The 23040-nt window shown below is 75.0% G+C and carries 21 protein-coding genes; 9 read left to right on the top strand and 12 right to left on the bottom strand.

The window, feature by feature from the left end; translation table 11 throughout:
• Positions 1–100 precede the first annotated feature (100 nt).
• The 3 genes from C4U44_RS24645 to C4U44_RS24655 all read right to left on the bottom strand — a co-directional run bounded on the left by C4U44_RS24645 (position 101) and on the right by C4U44_RS24655 (position 4107).
• Positions 101–1648: a hypothetical protein gene (locus C4U44_RS24645; protein WP_103888174.1), complete on the bottom strand. Its 1548-nt coding sequence runs from the start codon at positions 1646–1648 to the stop codon at positions 101–103.
• Positions 1645–2790: a hypothetical protein gene (locus C4U44_RS24650; RefSeq protein WP_407642887.1), complete on the bottom strand. Its 1146-nt coding sequence runs from the start codon at positions 2788–2790 to the stop codon at positions 1645–1647. The genes C4U44_RS24645 and C4U44_RS24650 overlap by 4 nt, the downstream gene beginning before the upstream one ends.
• Before the next feature lie 222 nt (positions 2791–3012).
• Positions 3013–4107, bottom strand: a complete 1095-nt coding sequence (locus tag C4U44_RS24655) for a phosphatase PAP2 family protein (RefSeq protein WP_103888175.1) — start codon at positions 4105–4107, stop codon at positions 3013–3015.
• Between the two features lie 240 nt (positions 4108–4347).
• Between C4U44_RS24655 and C4U44_RS24660 the strand changes: the two genes are divergently transcribed.
• From C4U44_RS24660 to C4U44_RS24675, 4 genes are all read left to right on the top strand, one after another.
• Complete coding sequence (locus tag C4U44_RS24660; protein ID WP_103888176.1) at positions 4348–5037, top strand: TetR/AcrR family transcriptional regulator; 690 nt, start codon at positions 4348–4350, stop codon at positions 5035–5037.
• A gap of 63 nt (positions 5038–5100) precedes the next feature.
• Positions 5101–5706 (top strand): histidine phosphatase family protein, encoded by a 606-nt coding sequence (locus C4U44_RS24665; RefSeq protein WP_103888295.1) that lies wholly within the window; start codon positions 5101–5103, stop codon positions 5704–5706.
• Positions 5707–5951: 245 nt separating this feature from the next.
• Complete coding sequence (locus C4U44_RS24670; protein ID WP_103888177.1) at positions 5952–6335, top strand: hypothetical protein; 384 nt, start codon at positions 5952–5954, stop codon at positions 6333–6335.
• A 24-nt stretch (positions 6336–6359) separates the two neighbouring features.
• A complete protein-coding gene (locus C4U44_RS24675) occupies positions 6360–7214 on the top strand; it encodes a spermidine synthase (RefSeq protein ID WP_103888178.1) in 855 nt (284 codons plus the stop codon).
• A 20-nt stretch (positions 7215–7234) separates the two neighbouring features.
• Here the strand turns inward: C4U44_RS24675 and C4U44_RS24680 are convergent, their stop codons facing one another.
• Entirely contained in the window at positions 7235–7780 is a 546-nt protein-coding gene (locus tag C4U44_RS24680) for a hypothetical protein (protein WP_103888179.1), read from the bottom strand.
• Positions 7781–7884: 104 nt separating this feature from the next.
• Here C4U44_RS24680 and C4U44_RS24685 point away from each other — a divergent pair, with 104 nt between their 5' ends.
• The 4 genes from C4U44_RS24685 (at position 7885) to C4U44_RS24700 (ending at position 13259) form a co-directional block, all read left to right on the top strand.
• Complete coding sequence (locus C4U44_RS24685) at positions 7885–8577, top strand: response regulator transcription factor (RefSeq protein ID WP_200823382.1); 693 nt, start codon at positions 7885–7887, stop codon at positions 8575–8577.
• A 25-nt stretch (positions 8578–8602) separates the two neighbouring features.
• Entirely contained in the window at positions 8603–9946 is a 1344-nt protein-coding gene (locus C4U44_RS24690) for a sensor histidine kinase (protein ID WP_103888181.1), read from the top strand.
• Positions 9947–10516: 570 nt separating this feature from the next.
• Positions 10517–12124, top strand: coding sequence for a right-handed parallel beta-helix repeat-containing protein (locus C4U44_RS43645; RefSeq protein WP_407642882.1), 1608 nt, complete (start codon positions 10517–10519; stop codon positions 12122–12124).
• Between the two features lie 46 nt (positions 12125–12170).
• Complete coding sequence (locus C4U44_RS24700) at positions 12171–13259, top strand: methyltransferase (protein ID WP_407642883.1); 1089 nt, start codon at positions 12171–12173, stop codon at positions 13257–13259.
• A gap of 478 nt (positions 13260–13737) precedes the next feature.
• Here the strand turns inward: C4U44_RS24700 and C4U44_RS24705 are convergent, their stop codons facing one another.
• The 7 genes from C4U44_RS24705 to C4U44_RS24735 form a co-directional block, all read right to left on the bottom strand.
• Positions 13738–14061 (bottom strand): TcmI family type II polyketide cyclase, encoded by a 324-nt coding sequence (locus C4U44_RS24705; protein ID WP_103888183.1) that lies wholly within the window; start codon positions 14059–14061, stop codon positions 13738–13740.
• A gap of 6 nt (positions 14062–14067) precedes the next feature.
• On the bottom strand, positions 14068–14574 hold the full coding sequence (locus tag C4U44_RS24710) for an SRPBCC family protein (protein ID WP_103888184.1): 507 nt from the start codon (positions 14572–14574) through the stop codon (positions 14068–14070).
• A gap of 26 nt (positions 14575–14600) precedes the next feature.
• Positions 14601–14885 (bottom strand): acyl carrier protein, encoded by a 285-nt coding sequence (locus tag C4U44_RS24715; protein ID WP_103888185.1) that lies wholly within the window; start codon positions 14883–14885, stop codon positions 14601–14603.
• 125 nt (positions 14886–15010) lie between these two features.
• A complete protein-coding gene (locus C4U44_RS24720; protein WP_103888186.1) occupies positions 15011–16267 on the bottom strand; it encodes a beta-ketoacyl synthase N-terminal-like domain-containing protein in 1257 nt (418 codons plus the stop codon).
• On the bottom strand, positions 16264–17562 hold the full coding sequence (locus C4U44_RS24725; RefSeq protein WP_103888187.1) for a beta-ketoacyl-[acyl-carrier-protein] synthase family protein: 1299 nt from the start codon (positions 17560–17562) through the stop codon (positions 16264–16266). The genes C4U44_RS24720 and C4U44_RS24725 overlap by 4 nt, the downstream gene beginning before the upstream one ends.
• Positions 17559–17996, bottom strand: coding sequence for a cupin domain-containing protein (locus C4U44_RS24730; protein WP_103888188.1), 438 nt, complete (start codon positions 17994–17996; stop codon positions 17559–17561). The genes C4U44_RS24725 and C4U44_RS24730 overlap by 4 nt, the downstream gene beginning before the upstream one ends.
• 187 nt (positions 17997–18183) lie before the next feature.
• A complete protein-coding gene (locus tag C4U44_RS24735) occupies positions 18184–19326 on the bottom strand; it encodes a SchA/CurD-like domain-containing protein (protein ID WP_235032321.1) in 1143 nt (380 codons plus the stop codon).
• 374 nt (positions 19327–19700) lie between these two features.
• Between C4U44_RS24735 and C4U44_RS24740 the strand changes: the two genes are divergently transcribed.
• On the top strand, positions 19701–21452 hold the full coding sequence (locus C4U44_RS24740) for an FAD-dependent oxidoreductase (protein ID WP_103888190.1): 1752 nt from the start codon (positions 19701–19703) through the stop codon (positions 21450–21452).
• Positions 21453–21588: 136 nt separating this feature from the next.
• On the opposite strand, the gene C4U44_RS24745 is transcribed toward C4U44_RS24740, so the two are convergent.
• Positions 21589–22779: a multicopper oxidase domain-containing protein gene (locus C4U44_RS24745; protein WP_160145091.1), complete on the bottom strand. Its 1191-nt coding sequence runs from the start codon at positions 22777–22779 to the stop codon at positions 21589–21591.
• Positions 22780–23040: the final 261 nt, after the last annotated feature.

Below are 23040 nucleotides of genomic sequence, written 5' to 3' on the forward strand. Positions count from 1 at the left end.
GGTGAGGCGTGCGGCGGGTCGGATGCCTGCGGTGGCTGCGGCTCCCGCGGGTCGTACGGTCCGCCGTCGGTGTCCGTGCCGGGGCCTCGCACGGGCTGGGTCACAGGAAGTCCTCCGCGGTCACGGGGTCGGGTGCGGCCGGGGTGCCCTCGGAACCGGGCGGACCGCCGTGCGTCCACGGGGTCTGCTCCGCCTCCGGGAGGGCGGGGCCGCTTCTCGGGTCGTGCTCGAACAGCGTGAAGGTGACGGTGTCGCCGGGCGCCGGGACCGAGCCCTCCCGCGGGGTGCGGCCGCTTCCCATGCCGCCGGTCAGCTTCACCCGCAGCCGCACCGGGCCCCCGGCGACAGCGGGTTCGGGCGTCCCTGCCAGCTCGGCGCCCTGCGCCGACCGCGCGTCCGGGAGCGCGCGGTACGCCTTGGCGCCCGGCTCGGCCTGCGGCAGGTCCTGCGTGGTGATCGTGAGGATCGGCCGGGGCATCGGGCGGCGGCCCTCGGACCAGGTCATCTCGACCTCGACGACGGTGCCGGTGAACGCCTCGCCGGACAGCCGCCGCGCGGCCATGGCCAGCGGGTCGTCCAGTGCCTCCTGCGCGGCGAGCCGGGCCTGCGCGGTCTCCCGCCCGGCGAGCTTCTGGGCCGCGGCGATCGCGTCGTCCCGCTTCGGCTGCGGGGGCTCGCCGGCCCGGACCCGGTCGCGGTGCCCGGTGAAGGACCAGCGGTCCCGCTTCCACCGCTCCTCGACGTGCGCGCCCTCGGGCAGGGCCCGCAGCAGGTCCAGGCCGCGCCACATGTCGTCCCAGGTGGGCCGGAGCTGCGAGCCGACCAGATCCCGTATCCCCGCCTCGGCGGCGGCCCGTTCGGGTGCGGTGCGGGCCTTGTCGTAACGGGCCAGGGCCGGAGCGAGGACGCGGTTGTCGAAGACGGGGTCGGTGGCCGGGCCGGCCGGGGGGCTGAGCAGGAGCCCGTCCGGGGTGCGGCCGGTCTGCGCGCGGGCGGCGGCGGCAGGCCCGTCGAGGCCGGGCGGCGGATCGATCCAGCCGAGCAGGGCGCCGAGGTGCTGGTCCTCCATCGCGCTCTGGCCGGTGGCCCAGTGCCGGGTGAGCAGATCGGTCAGGGCCAGCAGCAGCCCGCTGCCGGGGGTGCGGGCCCGCTCCGCGTAGTGGGTGAGCCAGCGCCCCAGCAGGGGGACGGGCACCGGCACCGGGTGCGGGGCGTCCGGGTCCTCGGCGGTGCGCAGGAAGCGGGTGGAGCGGCCGACCAGCCGGACGTACTCCAGGGCGGCGGCGTTGGGCACGACGATCTGGAGGGCGTCCGCGCACAGTTCGGTCTCCTCGCGGGTGCGGGTGGCCGGTTCGACCTCGACGTCGTCGCAGTGCTCCTCCAGCGCCGACAGCAGGCTGCCGGCCAGCCCCGCGAAGAACCCGAACCGCAGCTCGCGGTCGAGCGGTTGCGGCACCACGAGCAGCTCGGGCGCGGCACGGTCGGTACCGACCAGCGCGCCCAGCGGCGCGCCCGCCTCGCCCGCCGTGGTGAGCGGCACGAGGACCAGCGGCCGGTCGGACAGGTGGGTGTGGCGCACGGTCGCCGCGGGCACGGCCCGCCCGGCCGCGACCGCCTCGGCCCGGGCGAGGGTGTGCAGCACGCTCACGCGGGGCCGCCGTCCGTACGGCACGGCGCGGACCCGGGCGGCTGCGCCGGGACGTGCGCGGGTGCAGGTTCGCCGGCCGGGGCCGAAGCCGGGTGCGGGTCCGGGGCGGGGGCCGGGATCGCCGGGAGCGCGGCGGACAGCGCCTCCTCGCGCAGCGCGGCGGCGCGCCGCAGGGCGGCGACCGCCGGGTCCTCCGGGTCGCCCGCCCGGCCGTGGGCGGCGGCGAGCACCGCCTCGACCGTGGTCAGGTCGCCGAGTTCGCCGCGCAGCGAGCGCCCCAGGGCCTCGACCCTGCCCGCCGCGCGCGAGCGGTCACGGCAGTGGAACGCCAGCTCGCAGGTGGAAAGGCACTCCGGGGCATAAGCGGCGGGGACGATGTCGACGGCGGCGGCGAGTTCGGCCCGCGGCCGGGTCGGGGTGCGGCCGTCCGGCGTGTACGACAGGTCGAAGGTGGTGCCCTCGGGCAGCAGGTCGGCGATGTCCGCGATCCGGGTCAGCCGGGCGAGCTGGCGGCGGGTGACCGCGAGTTGCCTGCGGACGTCGACCCGGTCGGCGGTGGGCAGGTTGGAGAAGTCCTTCGGGCAGACCAGCAGGATCTCGGCGCGGGTCCGGCCGGGGAGCACCGCGTCCAGGGCCAGGACGTAGACCGCCGACTGCCGGGCCGCCGCGCCGACCTTCATCGCGTCGGCGCCGCCGTCCAGGATGGGGAAGGACTTGATCTCGACCACGCTCCAGGTGCCGTCCGGGGCGACGGCCACCGCGTCGGGTTCGAGGTGGACCGTGGAGCCCGCGACGTCGAGGGCGAGCAGCGGGTGGTCGAGGAGGGTCCAGGCGCCGGGCGCGGCCTCGGCGAGTGCCATCCGGGTCCTGGCCACCCGGCCCTCGGGCCCGGGCGCGGACAGGTCGGGCAGCGCCGCCTTGCCGTCGGCGCCGAGCAGCCGCAGCAGTTCGGCGCAGCCGTCGGCCTTGACCCGGGCCTCGAAGGCGTGGCCGCGGGAGAAGGCGAACCGGGACTGGCCGAACCGCGCGGGGGAGCCGAGGGCTTCCGCGACGGCGCCCTTGTCGACCCCGGCGGCGTCCATCACCGCGCGGCGCTTGCAGCCGGGGTTGGCGGCGAGCGCGGCCAGCGCCCGCGCGTCCATCGGGCGGGGGGTGGTGGCCGGGCCGCGCAGGACGGCCAGCCGCTCCCGCAGGGAGTGCGTAGTGCTCACCCGCGAAAGTGTGTCATCCGGCGCTGACAGGTGGGCCCGGGAAGCGGGTTTGCCGCCCGGTTCGCGCCGCTCGGTGGGCGGTCGACGCCCGCGCGTGGCACCGCGAGTTCAGCCCGCGCGTGCGACCCGCGGGTCGGACGCACGGGCTCGGGGTCAGCTCCGGGCGGCCGGTTCGCCGCCGGGCAGCACCGCGCCGGACCCGGTGTCTGCGGTCCGGCCGGCCGCCGGACCGGCGTCCTCGCGGGCACCGGCGGGGGAGTCCTCGCCGCGGGGGTCGGGCACGGGCGCCCGACGCGCCTCGCCGGGAGCGCGCCGCGCCTCCGGTACGGAGGGGGCGGCGGTCTTGGCGGACGTCTTCGCGGAGGTCGTGCCGGCGGTCCCGGCCCGCTCGGGCTCCGGCGCCGGGCGGTCCGTTGCCGGCGCGTCGACCGCCGTCACCTCCAGGGCGGCCGCCGCGCTCTCGGCCCGGTGCCCGACGCCGTACCGCGCGTACAGCGCGTCGACCATCCGCAGGGCGGGCTTGGCCAGCAGGAAGCCGACGCCCATCACCAGCACGCCCGCCGCGGCGTCCATCAGGTAGTGGTTGGCGGTGCCCATCACCACGAACGCGGTCACCAGCGGGTAGAGCACGCCGATCGTGCGCACCGTCCAGTGCCGCCCGTAGCGGAAGAGCATGATCCCGCACCACAGCGACCAGCCCACGTGCAGGCTGGGCATCGCGGCGTACTGGTTGGTGAGGTCGCCCATGCCGCGCGGCGCGCTCGCGTCGGTGCCCCACCAGCCGTAGGAGCCGTACTGCGCCATGGTGTCGATGAAGCCGTGGTGACCGGTGAGCAGCCGGGGCGGCGCGGTGGGCACCAGCGTGAAGCCGATCAGGCCGATCAGGGTGGACAGCATCAGCCACGTGCGGGCCACCCGGTAGTGGGTGGGCCGGCGGCGCCACAGCCAGACCAGGACGCTCGGGGTGACGATGTAGTGCAGCGACGCGTACGCGAAGTCGGCGGGCACGCCGAGGAAGGCGTGGTCCGTGAAGAGCCGGTTGAACCAGTGCTCCGGATCGAGGTGCACGATCTGCTCGAAGTGCAGGATGTCCGCGCCGTGTTGCACGGCGCCGCTGACGTCGCCGCGCACCAGCAGCCGCGCCCCGGAGTGCAGCGCGTAGACCACGGCGATGAGCGGCAGTTCGGTCCACCAGCGCAGCCTGCCGCGGTAGGCAGCGGCGCGCGGCGCAGTGGCGGTGATCGTCATCCGGACGTCTCTCCAGGTTCTCCGTCGGCCGCGGGCCCTGCGGTCGTGGTCGTGTGCCGTAGGCTCTACCGTACGACGTACGTTAAGTGCGGCGCACGCCGCCCCCGAAGTTTCGCAGAAACCCCGAGTTCGTACGGTGTTCAACCCTGTGTGGCAGGGTATGCACACCGCGAAGGACGCCCGGTTCCGCTCCCGGGTTGCCTTCCGCGAGGTACGAAGGAAACAAGAACAGAGATTCCGATGTCGGTGTTCCCGTCGCCCCAGCCGGTCCGCTCCCCACGGCGCCGCGCACCCCGCAACACGCTCAACCCAGATCGTATCCTCGATGCCGCCATCACTCTGCTGGATCGCGACGGCGCCGAGGCTTTCACCATGCGTGCACTCGCCGAACAACTCGGCGTCGCCACGATGGCGGTCTACTCCCACTTCCGCGGCAAGGAGGAGATCAGCGACGCGGTCGCCGAGCGCCTGCTGGACACCGTCGAGCTGCCCCGGACCTGCGGCGCCGACCCCCGCGGTGAGCTGCGGGAGGTCTGCCTCGGCGTCTACCGGCTCTTCACCGAGCACCCCTCCGCGCTCCAGCTGCTGACCACCCGCCCGATGCGCAGCGACGACGCGATAGCCGTGATCGACCGGATGCTCGCGCTGCTGTGCCGGGCCGGCCTCTCGCAGGAAGCCGCCGTGCGCGCCCACGTCACCCTGATGCAGTACACGGTGGGCGCCGCGCTGTGGAGCACCCGGCGGGCCCGCGCGCTGTGCGGGGAGGGGGTGCGCGAGCGGCTCCGGACCAAGCTGGACGCCCTCCCGGTCGAGTGCTACCCGACGCTCGCCTCGCTGGTCCCGCAGGTGCTGGACGCGCAGGAGGACTGCGCGGCGCAGTACGAATGGGGGCTGGACCAGCTGCTGCGAGGGCTGCTCGCCGAGGGCTGACCACCATGGGCGATGATGGGGTTTTCGGCCCGGTCCGCGAAAGGTCCTTTCCGTATGGCAGTGGTGGCGCCGCGCATCCTCCTGGTCCGGCACGGGCAGACGGAGTGGTCCCGCACCGGGCGGCACACCGGCCGTACCGACATCCCGCTCACCGAGGAGGGGCGGCGCACCGCGCTGCTGCTCGGTGAACGCCTGGCCCGCGCACCCTGGAACGGCCTGCCCGAGGTGGAGGTCCGCACCTCCCCGCTGCTGCGCGCCTCCGGCACGGCCGCGCTCGCCGGGTTCGGCCGTGCCAAGGAGTGGGACGCGCTGCTCGAATGGGACTACGGGCAGTACGAAGGGCTGACGCCCGCACAGCTCCAGGAGCTGCGACCCGGCTTCCACATCTGGCGGGACGGGGTGCCCGGCGGGGAGACGCTGGCCACGGTCGCCGACCGCGCGGACGACGTGATCGCCTGGGCCCGCTCCACCCCCCGCGACGTGCTGGTCTTCGCGCACGGCCATTTCCTGCGGGTGCTGGGCGCGCGGTGGCTGGGCTTCGACCCGGCCTTCGCGGCGGCACTGCGCCTGGACCCGGCCTCCCTGTCGGTGCTCGGGTGGGCCTACGGCGCCCCGGCGATCGAGCGGTGGAACGACACCGCGCACCTCGAAACGGCGCACGCCGGATAGCGCGGCGCGCCCCTCCCGCACTCCTCGGCACCCCTCGGCACCCCTCCGCGACCCTGGCGCGCCCCTCCGCCCGCCCGGTGCACCCGGCCCACCCCCCGGCGCCGCACGCGCGCACCCCCGAAAAGGGGGGTCGCGCGCGGATTCGCCAGGTAACGCCACCCCCGCTCGTCACCCCCGGCGTGCTGCGATGGCGTTGTAGGGAACGTGGCGCCGATCACATCGGCGCTCTTCGGCGGGAGGTTGCTGTGGAGAACAACGATGCCTCGGGCCACAACCCGGACCCGGACACGCCCCCGGCGCGGGACGTGGTGACCGTGCCGTCGAGGCAGGGACTGGAAGCCGTGGACCTGCTCCGGCTGAGCACCGGCGTGGGACCGGTGCTGCACGACCGCTCCGGCGACAGCCTGGAGTTCCTCGTCCCGCCCGGCACCGCCGACTGCTGGGACCTGCCCGGCAGCCAGTGCCGCCGCACCGACGGCGACCCGACCTCCTGCGGCAGCGGCTGGCTGCTCCCCCCGCACACCGACATGGCCGTGACGGACCCGGTCGTCCTGCGCGCCGCACTGGGCGTGGCCGCGCGGACCATCGAGCTGGTCGACGGGTTCGAGCAGCCGCCGTCGCCGCCGTGAGCTCCCGCGGCGGATAATCGGACCATGGCACGTCAACGGCGCAGCGTCGCGGAGCCCCGGACCACCCCCGTGGGCGGCGGCCTGGCCGAACTGCGCCCGGACCGGGAGCGGCCCCGCGCGTGGACCCTGCTGGTGGACGGCGCCCCGCAGTCCCACGTCGACCTGGCCGACCCCGCCCACCTCGACTTCGCCTACCAGCGCAGGCTCGGCCACGTCATCGACCTCGCCGCGCCGCCCGGCCGGCCGCTGCGCGTGCTGCACCTCGGCGGGGGCGCGCTCACCCTCGCCCGCTACACCGCGCACACCCGGCCCCGGTCCACCCAGCAGGCCGTCGAGGCCGACACCGCGCTGACCGAACTGGTCAGGACCGAACTCCCCTGGGACCGCGGCTGGCGGATCAAGGTACGCGGCGGCGACGCCCGGGAGGGCCTGGCGAAAGTCCCCGACGGCTGGGCCGAGTTGCTCATCGCCGACGTCTTCGCGGGGGCCCGGACGCCCGCGCACCTGACCAGCGCCGAGTTCCTCGCCGAGGTCCGCCGTGTCCTCGACCCCGGGGGCCTGTACGCCGCCAACCTCACCGACGGCGGGGCGCTCACCTTCCTGCGCGGCCAGGTCGCCACCGTACGGGCCGCGTTCGACGAGGTCGCGATCGCCGCCGACCCGGCCGTCCTGCGCGGCCGCCGCTTCGGCAACGTGATCCTGCTGGCCGCCGGCCACCCCCTGCCCGTCGCCGAGCTCACCCGCCGCGTCGCCACCGACCCGCACCCGGGCCGGGTCGAACACGGCCGCGCGCTGGCCGACTTCACCGCCGGCGCCGCCGTCGTCACGGACGCCACGGCCACCGCCTCCCCGCCCCCGCCCGCGCACGTCTTCGACTGAAGCCGCCCCGCCCCGGGGGGTCAGTCCTCGTACGCCTGCACCGTCGGCGGGTGGCCGTTCCACGTGCAGATCACCGACGAGGCCGCCGAGCCGTTCGCGGAGGTGAACGTCACCCGCAGCCAGCCCGGTTGGTCCGTCCACAGCTGCATCCGCCAGCCCGGCTGGGGCGTCGCCGACACCAACGAGGCCGACGTCGCGCCGAGATCGAGCACCACCTGCCCGCCGGCCACGGTGTAGCTGTGCACGTCGCCCGGATCGCCCGCGGAACTCGGCGAGGGCGAGGAGGACGGGGTCCGCGAGGACGGTGCCGGTGACGCGGGTGCCGACGGCGGACGCGTGCCCGCGGTGCCGCCCGCCGGCGCGGTCGGGTGCGCGGACGGCTTCGGCCGGTGCACGGCCGACGAGATCCCGGGCGGCGGCCCGCTGCTCACCACCGCGATCGGCACCGTCCGGGGCGGCCCGTACGCGGTGCTCCGCAGCACCGAGCGCACGCCGAACCAGGACACGGCCACCGCCACCGCGGTGGCCACCGCCCACACCCCGACATGCAGGAGACCTCTGCGCACGCCCCCATCCTCCCCCAGCCGTCCGCGTCCCGGCCGCGCGGTGTGCGGGCCGGGCCCGGGATCGGCCGGCCCGGTGGCCGGGCCTGCCCGATAGGTTGCCTCGCATGGCAACGGTCCTCGTCGTCGAAGACGACCAGTTCGTGCGCTCGGCCCTCATCCGGCACCTGGCCGACGCCGGCCACACCGTCCGCAGCGTCGGCACCGCGCTGGAGGCACTGCGCGAGGTCGCGCAGGTCGGCTTCGACGTGGTCATCCTCGACCTGGGGCTGCCGGACCTGGACGGCTCGGAGGCGCTGAAGATGCTGCGCGGGCTGAGCGACGTCCCGGTGATCGTGGCGACCGCGCGGGACGACGAGGCCGAGATCGTCCGGCTGCTGAACGCCGGCGCGGACGACTACCTGGTCAAGCCGTTCTCGGTGGAGCACCTGTCGGCGCGGCTGGCGGCGGTGCTGCGCCGGGCGCGCGGCGGGGCCGCCGGGGAGTCGGCGGAGGGCGGCCGGATCAGGGTCGGCGGCCTGGAGATCGACGTACGGCGCCGGCTCGCCGTCCTGGACGGCGGTCAACTCGACCTGACCCGACGCGAGTTCGACCTGCTCGCCTTCCTCGCCGCCCGCCCGGGCGTGGTGGTGCCGCGGCGCCGGCTGCTCGCCGAGGTGTGGCAGCAGTCGTACGGCGAGGACCAGACGATCGACGTGCACCTGTCGTGGCTGCGCCGCAAGCTCGGCGAGACCGCGGCCCGGCCGAGGTACCTGCACACGCTGCGCGGCGTCGGGGTGAAGCTGGAGCCGCCGGCGTGAGCGGTATACGGAAGGCGGCCCGGGGATGAGATGGGCCCTGATCCGGGTGTCGCTGGCCGTCACCGCGATGGTGGTGCTCGCCTTCGCGGTGCCGCTCGGCCTCGTGGTGAGGGAACTGGCCCGGGACCGCGCGCTGACCAACGCGGAGCGGCAGGCTGCCGCCGTGGCGCCCGCGCTGGCCATCACCACCGACCGCGCCGAACTCGCCCGGGCCGTGGCCACCGCCCAGGCGGGCGGCGAGAACCGGATCGCGCTGCGCATCCCCGCCACCGCGCACGCCGCGGCGGTCGACCTCGGCCGGCACCGCGCCCCGCGCGCCGCGCTCGACCGGGCGTCGGCGCACGGGCAGGCCGCGACGGTACGCGTGCCCGGCGGCTACGCCCTGCTGCGGCCGACCGCCGTCGGCTCCGGCACGATCGCGGTGGTCGAGGTGTTCGTGCCCGAGGCCGACGTGACCCGGGGCGTGGCCACGGCCTGGCTGGTGCTCGCCGCCGTCGGGGTCGGCCTGATCGCCGGATCGGCGGTGGTCGCGGACCGGCTCGGCAGCCGCACGATCCGGCCCGCGGTGCGGCTGGCCGGCGCCGCCCGCCGGCTCGGCGAGGGGGACCTCGCAGTCCGCGTGCCGGAGGCCGGCCCGGACGAACTGCGAGCGGCCGCAGTCGCGTTCAACGCGATGGCCGACCAGGTTGTCCAACTCCTCGCCAACGAGCGGGAACTGGCCGCCGACCTCTCGCACCGGCTGCGCACCCCGCTGACCGTGCTGCGCCTCAACACCGCCTCCCTCGGCGACGGTCCGGCCGCCGACCACACCCGGGCGGCCGTCGCCCAACTCGAACGCGAGGTGGACCAGATCATCCGCGCCGCCCGCGAGCAGCGGTCCGGCACGGCCGTACCCGCCGGGTGCGACGCGGCCGAGGTGGTGCGCGAGCGGATGGCGTTCTGGTCCGCGCTGGCGGAGGACGAGAACCGGGTGGTGCGCACCGCGGGCGCCGACCGTCCGGTGCGGGTGCCGGTCGCCCGGGCCGACCTCGCCGCGGCGCTCGACGCGATGCTCGGGAACGTCTTCCGGCACACCCCGGAGGGCGCGGCCTTCGCTGTCGACGTCCACGAGTTCGAGGACGCCGTCATCCTGCTCGTCTCCGACGCCGGGCCGGGCGTCGCCGACCCAGCCGCCGCGCTCCGGCGCGGGCACGGCCACGGCGGCCCCGGCTCCACCGGGCTCGGCCTCGACATCGTCCGCCGGGTCGCCGAGTCCACCGGCGGGGACCTCGCGATCAGCCGCAGCGTGCTCGGCGGCACCGAGGTCCGGATCCGCCTCGCCCGCACCCTCCCGTCCCCCCTGGCCCCCTCCACCCACCGCCGCACCTAGGGCCTGCGCGGCGGATCTTGCCGGTCGAGCTCGCGGCGTGGGGTGCCGTGCATCGCAAGGCGGAGAGTCTTCCTCCAACGCTGGGAGGTGCGGTGCCGGGCGTCGCGGGCCCGGCAGGATCCGCCGGACAGGCCCTCGGGCCTGCCGTGTGACGTCCCCGCAAGATCCCGCCCGGCCGGGGGCGACCGGCACGCCCCGGACGGCCTCGCCGCGACCGGAGGGGGCCGCCGGGATCACCGACCCGGCGTCACCGGACCCGCCGTCACCTTTCCGGCGGGCAGCCTTCGGGGCGGGGTCGCGCGGGCCCGGACCGGACGCGGCGCAGGTCGCAGCCTCCGCGCCCCACGTCCCGCTTCGCTCGGGCGGCTGACCCGCCGTTACCCGCCGCCAGCCCCGCGCGGGCCGTCCTTCCGCCGGATCTCGGTGAGGGACCGTCACCCCAGTGACATCTGTGAGTGGCGGTGCGCGTGCCCCGAAAATAGCTTCGTGCTGGCGGCGGGAGCCGCCGTTTTCATGTCAGAGACCCCCAAATGGGTCCGTACGAAAGCGGGTCAGGCAATGAAGAAGCACATGGCTGTTGCGGGCGTCGTGGCGGGAGCCGCCGTGGTCGCGGCGGTGACCGCCGGCGGAGCCTCGGCAGCGGTTCCCTCCATGCACGTGGTGCACCCGGGGGAGTCGATCCAGGCCGCGGTGGACGCGGCGCGGCCGGGCGACACCGTCGTGGTGATGCCGGGTACGTACCGGGGCAGCGTGGAGATCACCAAGCCGAACATCACCCTGCGCGGCACCGGCGCGGGCAGCACCGTACTGATGCCGGCGAAGTCGGCGGCTCCTGCGGCTCCGGCCGCTCCGGCGGCTCCGGCGGCTCCGGCGGCCCCTGCCGCTCCGGCCGCTCCGGCCGCGCCCGAGGCTCCGGCAGCCCCGGCGGCCCCTGCGGCTCCGGCCGCGCCCGAGGCTCCGGCCGCTCCCGCAGCTCCCGCGGCTCCGGCAGCCCCGTCGAACGGCATGGGCGCCACCACCGGCATGGGCAGCGCGCACGCCCCCTCCGCCTCCATGGCCGGCAACGCGCACGCCCCGGCTTCTTCCATGGCCGGCAGCGCGCACGCTCCCGCCTCCTCCATGGCCGGCAGCGCGCACGCCCCCTCCGCCTCCATGGCCGGCAACGCCCACGCCCCCGCCTCCTCCAAGGCGGCCGGCCCGGCCGGCGGCGGGAACGCCCCCGCGGGCGCGAACAGCAGCCACGCCGCCGGCCCCACCGGCGACCACACCACCGGCGCCAACACCCCCGCCGCGCCCGCGGCTCCGCAGGCCCCCGCGGCCCCCGCCGCTCCTGCCGCTCCCGCCGCACCTGCCGCACCTGCCGCCCCCGCGGCCCCGGCTGCCCCCGGCACCGCGGCCGGCAGCGACACCTGCGCGCAGGCCGGCGACGGCCTCTGCGTCACCGGTGCCGCCAACGTCCGCATCGAGTCCCTGAAGGTCACCGGCTTCGCGAAGTACGGCATCTGGGCCACCTCCGCGGACCGCCTCGCCGTCAGCAAGGTGCACGCCGACGACAACGGCCAGTACGGCATCGGCCAGGAGAAGTCGGTCCGTTCGCGGTTCACCAGGAACGAGGCGAGCGGCAACGGCGAGGCCGGCCTCTTCGTGGCGAACGCCGTCAACGAGGAGGGCGGTGCCACCGATACCCAGGGCACCGAGATCCGCGGGAACACGCTGAACGGCAACCACATGGGCCTGGTCGTCCGCCGGCTGCGCGACGTCACCGTCGAGGACAACACGATGTCCGGCAACTGCGCCGGCGTCTTCCTGGTCGGCGACGAGAACACCCCGCGCGCCGGTGAGATGACGGTCACCGGGAACACGGTCACCTCGAACAACGCCTACTGCGCGGCCACCTCCCGGCTGCCCTTCGTGCAGGGCGCGGGCATCGTGCTGACCGGCGTGGAGAACACCGTGCTGAGCGGCAACAAGGTGACCGGCAACGTCGGCACCTCACCGCTGTCCGGCGGCATCGTGTTCTACCCGAGCTTCACCGGCAAGCCCGTCTCCGGCATCACCGTGCGGAACAACACGCTGACGGGCAACGGCCCGGCCGACCTCGCGGACAACGACAAGGGCACCGGCAACACCTTCACCGCGAACACGTGCAAGGTCTCCCTGCCCGCGGGCCACTGCTGACCTGTGGTGCCCCACGCACCACGACACCACGAGAAGGAACGGTCATATGACGACCACCCCGGACACCCGGGCCCCATCGGCCCCGCACGCACCCCCTCCCGACCCCGCCGGTTCACAGGCACCCGCGGCGGCCGCCTCGATGCGGCTCCGCGAGATCGTCTTCGGCGCGGCCTGCGCCGCCTCCGTCCGCGCCGCCGCCCGCCTTGGCGTGGCCGACGCCCTCGGCGAGGAGCCCCGCAGCGCCGAGGAGTTGGCGGCCGACCTCGACGTTCAGCCCGAAGCGCTGCGCCGCCTGCTGCGGGCGCTCACCTGCTACGGACTCTTCGTCGAGAACCCGGACGGCCGCTTCGCGCACACCGACATGTCCCGGTTGCTGCGCGAGGACGTGCCGGGCAGCCTGCACCACATCGCCCTGTGGTGCACCGAGCCGTGGACGTGGGACGCCTGGCCGCGCCTGGACGAGGCGGTCCGAACGGGCCGCGACGTCTTCACCGGCCTGTACGGCAAGGGCTTCTTCGAGTACCTGCACACCGACGGCGGCGAGTCCGCCCGCGTCTTCGACCGCGCCATGACCTCCTCCAGCCGGCAGGCGGCCAGGGACCTGGCCGCCTACGTCGACCTGACCGGGGTCGGCAGCGTCGCCGACATCGGCGGCGGGCAGGGCCTGGCGCTCGCCGGTCTGCTGGAGAAGAAGCCCGACCTGCACGGCACCCTGCTCGACCTGCCGGACGTCGTCGCGCACGCGGACGCCCGGCTGCGGGACGGCGGGGCGCTCGCGGACCGGGTCCGGCTCGTTCCGGGCGACTGCCGCGCGGACATCCCGGTCCGCGCGGACCTCTACGTCCTGAAGAACATCCTGGAGTGGGACGACGCCAGCACCCGCGCGACCCTGCGCAACGTCGTCGAGGCCGCCGAGCCCGGCGCCCGGGTCCTCGTGATCGAGAACCTGGTCGACGACAGCCCGTCCATGCGGTTCACCACCGCGATGGACCTGCTCCTGCTCCTCAACGTCGGCGGCGCCAAGCATTCCCGCGCCTCCATGACCGGGCTGATGGCCGAGGCCGGTCTCGACGTCTCCGACGTCAATCCGATCAACCCCTACCTGCACGCCTTCGAGGCCACGGTCCGGCGGTGACGCTGCGCCAGGGCCGGACGTGACGTTCCCCGCGTTCCTCTTCGAGGAGCGCGGGGAACGTCACGTTCGGCCCCCGCCCATAAGTTGCCCCCTCCCCGGTTCCGAGCTGCCCTTGCGTTCGACGGCGCCCTCTCCCCGGGGTCGGGGTTGCCCTTGCGGCTGAGCCGCACCACCCAGGGGCGCGTGGGGGCATCTCCCAGCCGCCAGGCTGGGGGAGAACTGGGCGAGGAACCGGCCACGGGCCGATGGCCCGAACACTTGCCGCGGGGGCTGGGCCTGCGGGCCCCCGGCTGCGCCGCGCCGGCTGAGCGCGCGGTGGTCTCCAGTGGTGGTTGCCGTGGCCCGCCAGGGCACCCCGACCCCGGGGAGAGGGCACCGTCGATGGGTAGGGCACCCGGGCGCGGGAAGCGGCGACGGCGCCCTCCACGGTTTCCTGCCGTGGAGGGCGCCGTCGGTCGTACCGGCCCGCGCGGAGCCGCTAGCACTCCCAGCGGTAGAACTCGCGCGCCATCGCGTCCTGCGGCTCGCGCCAGTTGACCGGGTCGTACGCGCTGACCCAGGGTGCCAGCGCGGCGCTGATCCGGCGGAACTCGGGATGGCCCTTGTGCTGGGCGACGGCCGGGCCGGGCGGGCGGTCGGCCTCGATCAGGTGGAGGTAGAGGTCGTCGCCGAACTGGAAGAGGCTGCGGCCGGTGACGCCGATCAGGCCGGGCAGCTCACCGCGGTCCGACTCGGCGAAGGTGCCGGCGATGGCGTCCGCGGCGTCCGGCTTCATCCGGGCCACGATGAGGCTGCGGTGCATCCGCGCTCACCCCTCTCGGACGGCGCGGCCGGGCATCGGGGACACGCCGCGCTCGGCCGCCTGCTTCTCGACACGCTCGCGGATCCGCTCCATCTGGACGACGGAGTTGCGGTTGATCCGGTCCGTCATGGTCGCGTCGTCGACGGGCGCGTCCGGCTTCATCGCGAAGTCCTGCACCCAGCGCATGGAGGTGCCGCCGGGCACCTCGGCGTACTCCCAGTGGATGTCCATGTGCTGGAACGGGCCGGTCTCCACCCGCCGGGCGCGCACGGTCAGGTTGCGGCGGTCCAGGATCCGCTCGGAGACCCAGCTCCACACGGTGCCGTTCTCGTCCGGGTGCATGGTGAGCCGGAAGGTGACCTTGTCGCCCTCGCGCGCCATGACCTCGACGGCCGCGTACTCGCTGAACAGCTGCGGCCAGCTCTCCAGGTCGTTCGTCATCTCCCAGGTGAGGTCCACCGGGGCGGCGATGAGGATCTCGTTCTCGGTGTGCCCTACGGTCGGTGCTGCCATCAGCTGTGCGCTCCTTCGGGTACGGCTCAGGCCTTGGCGGCGCTGAGCTGGGAGTTGACGTTCGCCAGGAACTCGTGCGGGGTCTTGCAGGTCTCCGCCTCCTCGCCGATCTTGTGGCCGTAGCGGTTCTCCAGCTCGGCCACGATGCCCAGCAGGCCCAGCGAGTCGAGGTTGAGCTCCTCGAAGGTCGTGGCGGGGCTGGACGCCATCTCCGACGAGTCCACCGACAGCCCGGCGCGGCCCTTCATCAGTGCGGCGAGTTCGTCGAAGGTGACGGGGCCGTGCACGGGTGCGTTCGCGGCGTCGTTCATGGGTCCTTCTCCTTCACTTGGGAACCAGGGATGCGAGGAAAGCGGGAGAGACAGGGGAGATGGGGAGCGCGGCGCGGGCAGCGGGACGGGCCGGGGCCCGCGCCCGCCGCCGGGCACGGGCTCGGCTACCGCCCTCCGTCGTCGTCGCGGCGCAGTACCAGTGCCGCGTTGCAGCCCATCAGGCCGCGGCTGAGCACCAGGGCGGTGCGCAGCGGCACGGTGCGGGCCTCCCCGGTGACGACGTCGAGGTCGTGCCGGACCTCGGTCACGTTCGGGGTGGCCGGCACCACGCCGTGTTCGAGGGCGAGCACGGCCGCGGCGGCGTCCAGCGCCGAGGCGCCGGAGTAGGCGCGGCCGAAGCCGGTCTTGGGGGCGGTGACCGGAACGGTCGCGGCCCGCGGCCCGAGCGCGTCGGCGATGGCCAGCACCTCCGCCTGGTCGGCCTCGGGTACGCCGAGCGCGTCGGCGAAGACCACGTCGACGTCCTCGGGCGCGCAGCGGGCCTCGGCCAGCGCGTCGCGGGCCGCGCGCGCCAGTCCCTCGCGGGAGTTCCGCCAGCCGTCGGTGCCGGTGAAGGTCGAGGCGTGCCCGGCCACCACCGCCCGTACCCGCGCGCCCCGGCGCCGGGCGGTCGACTCCTCCTCGATCACGAACATCGCGCCGCCCTCGGCGGGGGAGTAGCCGCAGGCGTCGCCGGTGAAGGGCAGGTAGGCGCGCCGCGGGTCGTCCGCCAGGCTCAACTCGCGGTAGCCGAGCTGGCAGACCACGGAGTACGGCGCGAGCGGCGCCTCCGTGGCCCCGGCCACCATCGCGTCGGTGCCGCGCCGGATGGTGCGGCTCGCGTGCGCGAACACGTCCAGGCCGCCGGTCTCGTCGTTGGCGAGCACCCCGCACGGGCCCTGGAAGCCGCCGCGGATGGAGATCTGGCCGGTGCTGGCCGCGTAGAACCAGGCGATGGACTGGTACGGGCCGACGAACTGCGGCCCCTTGCCCCACAACTGCTGCAACTCGCGCTGGCCGAACTCGCCGCCGCCCGAGCCCGCCGCGGTCACCACGCCGATCGCGAACGGGGAGTCCGGATCGGCCGCCACGTGTGCCTCCGCCAGGGCGAGTTCGGCCGCGGCCATGGCGAAGTGGGTGAACCGGTCGGTCTGTACGAGGAAGCGGTCCTCGACCAGTCCGGCCGGGTCGAACCCGTCCTCGACCTGGCCCGCGATCCTCAACGGCAGCCGCTCGCAGCCCTCCCGGGTGACCGGGCCGAGCACCGAGGTGCCCTGCTGCACCGCCTTCCAGAAGGCCTCGGTGCCCACGCCGTTGGGCGCGACCACACCGATCCCGGTCACCACCGCCCGTCGCCGCCCGCTGCTTCCGGATCCGCTCATGACGTGCTCCTCTCGGCGTGCGCGAGCACCACCGCGGACTGGAAGCCGCCGAAGCCGCTGCCGACCGACAGCACGGACCGCAGCCGGGCCTGCCGCGCGGTGCGCGGCACGTAGTCCAGGTCGCAGTCCGGGTCCGGCGTCTCGTAGTTCGCGGTCGGCGGCACCACGTCGTGCGTCAACGCCAGTGCGCACGCGGCGAGTTCGATCGCCCCGATGGCGCCCAGCGAGTGCCCGACCATGGACTTGATCGAGCTCATCGGGACGGAGCGCGCGTGCTCGCCGAGCGAGCGCTTGACCGCCGCCGTCTCGTGCCGGTCGTTCTGCTTGGTGCCCGAGCCGTGCGCGTTGACGTAGTCCACGCCGGTCCGGTCGATCCGCGCGTCGGCCAGCGCCCGGTCGATCGCCTCGGACATCTCCCGGCCCTCGGTGGTGAGCCCGGTCATGTGGTAGGCGTTGCCGAACGTCGCGAACCCGCGCAGCTCGCAGTGGATGCGGGCGCCGCGCCGCCGGGCGTGCTCCCACTCCTCCAGCAGCAGCACCGCGGAGCCCTCGCCGAGGACGAAGCCGTCCCGTTCCGCGTCGAACGGGCGCGAGGCGTGCGCCGGGTCGTCGTTGCGGGTCGAGGTGGCCTTGATCGCGTCGAAGCAGGCCACCGTGATCGGCGAGATCGGCGAGTCCGCCGCGCCGGCCACGATGATGTCGGCCTTGCCCTCCTGAACGGCGTGGAAGGCGTGGCCGACCGCGTCCAGGCCCGAGGTGCAGCCCGTCGAGACGGTCTGCACGGGGCCGTGCACGCCCATGTCCTCGGCCACCTCGGAGGCGAGCGCGCTGGGCTGGAACGCCCGGTGCAGATGCGCGCCCGCCTCCTCCGGCGACACCTCCCAACGGCTCCCGGACGCGCTGACCTTGACGTAGTCGCGTTCCAGGCGGGTGGTGCCGCCGACGGCGGAGCCCAGGCACACCCCGACCCGCCACGGATCCAGGGCCGCGAGTTCCAGCCCGCTGTCGCGGACCGCCTCGCGTGCCGCGGTCAGCGCGAACTGGGCGTAGCGGTCGGCGCGCCCGGCCAGCTCGTCGCTGAGCCCGGCCGTCCTCGGGTCGAAGTCGCACTCGGCCGCGATCCGGGAGCGGAAGCCCGCCGGGTCGAACAGGCTGATGCCGCGGGTGGCCGTGCGGCCCGACGTCAGCAGGTCCCAGAACGCGGGGACGCCGATGCCGCCGGGTGCGACCACTCCGATGCCGGTGACCGCGACCCGGCGCTCCCCGCTCGGGCGGTCCCCGTCGGCGCGGCTCATGCCCGCGCCCCGGCCGGGTCGGGAGGCGCCGCGTGCGCCGGTCCGGCCTCCGCCGTCTCCTCGGTGTCCACGTGGCCGAGTTCCGGGCGGGGCGCGAGCGGGCCCAGGTGGAAGACCATCCGCGCCTCGATGTTGCCCACGTTGCGGAACCGGTGCCGCATGTCCACCGGGATCAGCAGACCCTGCTCCGGACGGAGCGGGTGGCTCACCCCGTCCAGGTCCACTTCGAGCTGCCCGCTCAGCACGTACACGAACTCCTCGGAGTACGGGTGGTAGTGCTCGCCGATCCGCTCGCCGGGCTGCACGATCGCCACGCCCATGAAGCCGCTGGTCGCTCCGACCGAAGCGGGGGTCAGCAGGGCCCGCAGGTCGCCGCCGCGGCGGCAGTTCGGGCTGGTGTCGTTCAGGTGCACGATCCGTGCGGCGTCTTTCATTGCGGCTCCTTCGAGGCTCAGGTGAGATGTCGTGCGGAGGGTGGCGGACAGGGTGGGGAACGGTTCACCCGCGCCGCCCGTCCGGGTGGTTCCCGGACCGCGGGACCGCGGGTCGGGGGCGCCTCCCGTCCGCCCGCGAACCAGGTCGCGGGCGGACGGGGAACGGTCGGACGGCCGGGTGATCCGCTCATCGCGAGCTGCGGTCCGTCACCGGCGTCATGGGGTGGCCGCCATGGCCCAGCCCCGCGGGGTCGGCGGGCTCGCCCGGGACGAGGAGTTCCCGCAGGACGCCGGCCGGTCCGTCCTGCTGGACGGGGGCGGCGGGCATGCCGTCGGGACGCTCGCGGACGTCGACGACCCGGACCACGGTGTCCTCGCGCTGGAAGACCGTCGCCGCGGCCAGCGGGTGCGCCGGGTCGGCGATCGCCTCGGCGTCGAGCGTGCGCAGCAGCCGGACCACGTCCCCGCCGCGCCCCGGGCGGACCGGGTAGAAGAAGGCGTGCCGGGCCAGCTTCTCGCCGGCGGCGGCGGGCGTGCCGGCCTGGGCGGACTCGTGGCCGATCGCGGGCAGTGCCGCGCGGGCGAAGAAGGCGCGGGCGGAGGCGGAGTCGGTGAGGTCGCGCTCCTCCTCCAGGTAGGGGTTGATCGCCTGCTCGACGGCCCTCACCTCGGGCTGCGAGGCCACGTGGCGCAGCGCGTTGCCGAGGTCGCCCTCCACCTCCACCGCCCGCACGACCCGGTTGCCGTGCATGAACAGCGACGTGCGCAGCAGCCGCGTCGTGTCGTCCACCTGGGCCTGCGGTGCGCTGTAGTCGGCCAGCAGCTTCGCCACCGGCTCCTCGCTGCCCGGCTTCACCGTGAAGGTGATCGCGTGGCGCACCACGCCGCCCGAGCACAGCGGTGGCGTGGGCACCGGGTCGAACGCGGTGCCGGGCGCCGACCGGCGGGCGGCCGCCGCGGGCTTGGTCGTGCCCTGCTCGGGCGTCTCGCGGGCGATCAGGAACCGCAGCGACCTGGTGTCCCGCACGCAGCCGTGCAGCGGCTCGACCATCTTGCGGTGCTCGGCGCTCTCCACCCATTCCAGGAAGGGCTCGCTGGACTCCCACTCGCTGGTGATCAGCCACTGGGACGAGTTGCCCAGTGACTGGCACAGCTGGTCACTGACATGCCCGGGCACGGCGGCCACCTGGTGCCTGATCTGCTCGTACGCCTGAAGGAACTGCTGTTGCCTGCCGTCCAGCACGTCCAGCAGCAGCACGACCCGCAGCCGGGCCGTGTCCGGAACGGCCGGGGAAGAGGGTGGGGCGAGCCTGTCGTCCAGAGTCGTCACGGGAGTTCGTTCCTTTCGGGTGTTGCGCGAGCGGACGGTCGCAGGCGGCGCCCCGCGGTGGAGAGTGCCTGCGGTGGGAAAGCCCTGCGGTGGTGCCTTCTCCGCGGCGCGGACGGAGCCGTGCGCTCCGGGTCCGCCGCCGGGCGGCCGTTCGTTCCGCATATGCGTGTGGCCGTATGCGCGTAGTGGGACCGCCTGTTCTCGATGCTCAGGCCGGGCCGGGATTCGTGCGCGGCACATGAGGCGGGCGAGTGAAGCACCGCCCGGCCGGGCCCGCCGAGCGCCTCGGCAGGGAAGAGATCAGCAGCCGGGACGCACCCGTGTGACGGGCCCCCGGCCCCCCTGCCGTGCACCCCCCACCCCGGAGAACCCCCATGACGAACGCGTCGCATCCCTCGCCCCCCTCCGAGCCCGCGCCGCACGACTCCGACGAGCGCGTGCCCGTCCTGATCGTGGGCGGCTCACTCGTCGGCCTGTCCACGTCCCTGTTCCTCGGCCGTCTCGGCGTGCCGCACCTGCTCGTCGAGCGGCACGCCCGCACCTCGCACCACCCGCGCGGCCGCGGCAACAACGTCCGCACCATGGAGCTGTTCCGCGCCGCGGGAGTCGAGGAGCGGATCCGCGCCGCCGCGTCGGTGCTCGCCGAGAACCACGGCATCCTCCAGGCGGACACCCTCACCGGGTCCGAGCAGGAGTGGCTGTTCCGGACGATCGACCCCGGTGGCGCGCTGTCCCGGATCAGCCCGTCCGGCTGGTGCCTGTGCAGCCAGAACGACCTGGAGCCGGTGCTGCTCCAGGCCGCCCGCGAGCTGGGCGGCGACATCCGGTTCGGCACCGAGATGACCTCGTTCACCTCGGACGCCGACGGTGTGACCGCGCGGATCACCGAGCGCGAGTCCGGCCGGGTCCGCACCGTCCGCGCGGACTACCTGGTCGCCGCGGACGGCCCGCGCAGCCCGGTCCGCGAGCGCCTCGGCATCCCCATGACCGGCCCGGGCGACCTCTTCCACAACGTCAGCATCACCTTCCGGGCCAAGCAACTGGCCGACGCGGTCGGGGACCGCCGCTTCATCGTCTGCTACCTCACCAACCCCGACAGCCCCGGCGCCCTGCTGCCCGTCGACAACGCGCAGGACTGGGTCTTCCACGCGCCGTGGCGGCCCGACGACGGCGAGACGCTGGAGGACTTCACCGACGAGCGCTGCGCCCACCTCATCCGCACCGCGGTCGGCGTGCCGGACCTGGAGGTCGAGGTCACCGGGAAGGCGCCGTGGCACGCGGCCGAACGCGTCGCCGAGCGCTACGGTCGCGGCCGTGTCCTGCTCGCCGGCGACTCCGCGCACGAGATGTCGCCCACGGGCGCGTTCGGCTCCAACACCGGCATCCAGGACGCGCACAACCTCGCGTGGAAGCTCGCCGCGGTCCTGGACGGATGGGCCGGGCCCGGCCTGGTCGACAGCTACGACGCCGAGCGGCGTCCGGTCGCGCTGGCCACCGCCGCCCGCGCCTCGTCCCGCTCCGCCGAGCACAGCCACCCGGGCTACGACGCGGCGCCGGCCGCCGGCCCGCAGAAGGGCATGCTCGCGGTCGTCCTCGGGCACCGCTACCCGGAGGGTGCCGTGATCGGCGCCGAGTCCGACGAGTCCCCCGTCCCGACCGACTTCAGCCCGCTGGCCGTGCCCGGCGGCCGGGCGCCGCACCTGTGGGTACGGCTCGACGGGGAGCGCGTCTCCACCCTCGACCTCTACGAGCGCACCCCGGTCCTGCTCACCGGGCGCTCCGGCGGTGCCTGGCACGACGTGGCGCGGCTCGCCGCCGAACGGACCGGGGTGCCGCTGGCGTGCTTCCGGCTCGGCCACGAGCTGGAGGTCGAGCCGATGCCGGCGGGCGCCCCGAGCGGTCCGCCCGCCGGGGCCCGGGGCGGCGCCGCCGGTGGTGCCCCAGGTGGCGCCCCCGGAGGGGCCCCCGCAGGCCCGCCCGACTTCCATCGGCTGCACGGCATCGGCGAGGAGGGGGCCGTGCTCGTGCGGCCCGACGGATTCGTGGCGTGGCGCTCCGAAGGGGCCCGCCCCGACCCGGAGAGCGTGCTGCGCGAAGCGCTGGCCGAGGTCTTCCGCACGGGCTGACGGTCCGTACCGGCCGGGGAAGTGGTCCCCGCGCCCCCGGTACGCCTCTTCGGGGGCGGCCGCAGGGGGCGCGGGGACCACTTCGTTCTCGGGGGCTTCCCCCTCGGGGGGTATGCCCCCGGCCCGGAGGCGCGGCTCAGCCCAGGACGCGGTAGCGGCCCGCCATGCCGTGCATCATGTGCGCGGCGACGTGGCAGTGGTAGAGCCAGTCGCCCGGGTTGTCCTCGGCGTACTCGACGGTGAGGGTCGTCGCGGGCGCGAGCACCTGCGAGTCCGTCCATCCGGCCGGACCCAGCCAGCGGTGGCCGTGGATGTGGAAGACGTGCAGCGAGTTGCCGAGCGTGCCGACCCGCCACCGGATCCGCTCGCCGCGACGGGCGGTGAAGGTGGGCGCGTTGTCGACGAACGCCCCTCCGCTGCACAGCGAGAGGTCCTGCTTGAGGGTGGTGGCGTCGGACGCGGAGACGTCGTGGAAGAAGAGCACGAACTCCCGGTCGACCCGGGGCGTGGTGGCGTCGGTGACGGCGATCATCCCGAAGAGCCCCAGCTCCGCCCCGATCTCCATGACCGGCCCGCCGCCGCCGAACGCGCGCGACTCCATCGAGTCCGAGGTGGCGGCGCTACCCGCGCCCGCGGAGGTGGACGACGAGCCGGCGGCGCGCGGCGGGAGCTGGGGCGCCGCGTGGTCGTGATACGGCCAACTCCCCACGGAACTCGGCACGCAGGTCCAGGTGTAGGTGTAAGTCCCCCCGTAGGGCACGGCGGTTCCCGGTGCCTTCGGGTCATCGTCCATCCAGCCGCCGTCACTTGAGGTGGCGTACCGCACGCCGTGCGGGTGGATGCTGTGCGGCCACTTGTAGTGCGCGTCGTTGTTGCGGAAGTGCACCTTGATGACGTCGCCGACCTCGGCGCGCAGCACCGGACCCGGAATGCCGCTGTTGGGGCCGATGCCCTGCGGCGAGAGGTCGGCCGGCAGCGGCTTCCCCCAGTTCGCCGTGTAGGCGCGGTAGCCGATCGCCTGAAACGTCGTCTGGTCCGCGGTGAAGGTCATGCCGGTCATGCCGTCGCGTCCGTTCGGCACCGCGTTGTGGGCGAAGGACTCGGCCTGGAGCCAGTACTCGCGCACCCGCCCGCCGCGGGCCGCCCGGAAGGCTTCCGCGGCGAAGGGGTCGATGGCCTGCCCGGCGGGGGCCGCGGCGGCCTCGGCGGGTGCGGCGGGCGCGGCGGTGAGGGCCAGCGCGGCGGCCGCACCGCCCCCGGTCAGCGCGCGCAGCAGGTTCCGGCGGCCGCTTCCTCGGCGCGGTTCACGTACCGGCTCCAGTGACATGGGCGTCCTCTCGCTCGGGTCTCGCATGTGAAGGGTGGTCAGAACGTCCCGGCGAGGTCTGAGGGGTACTCAATCGAGCTGCCGGGCACGGCGGACGGGTGTCGCCGCCGTCACCCCACTGTGCGGGGCGGGGGTGGCGGCAGCCGGTCGCCCCGCCCCGGGAGGGTGACCGAAACAGGCAGGTGGCGGTGCCGGCCACCCGAAGAGCGGACGCGGTCACCCTCATGCGGCCCTCTCCGGTGGCGGTCCCGTCGACGGGGG

This window comes from Actinacidiphila yanglinensis, from assembly GCF_900107965.1.
In the GTDB taxonomy this organism is placed as follows: domain Bacteria; phylum Actinomycetota; class Actinomycetes; order Streptomycetales; family Streptomycetaceae; genus Actinacidiphila; species Actinacidiphila yanglinensis.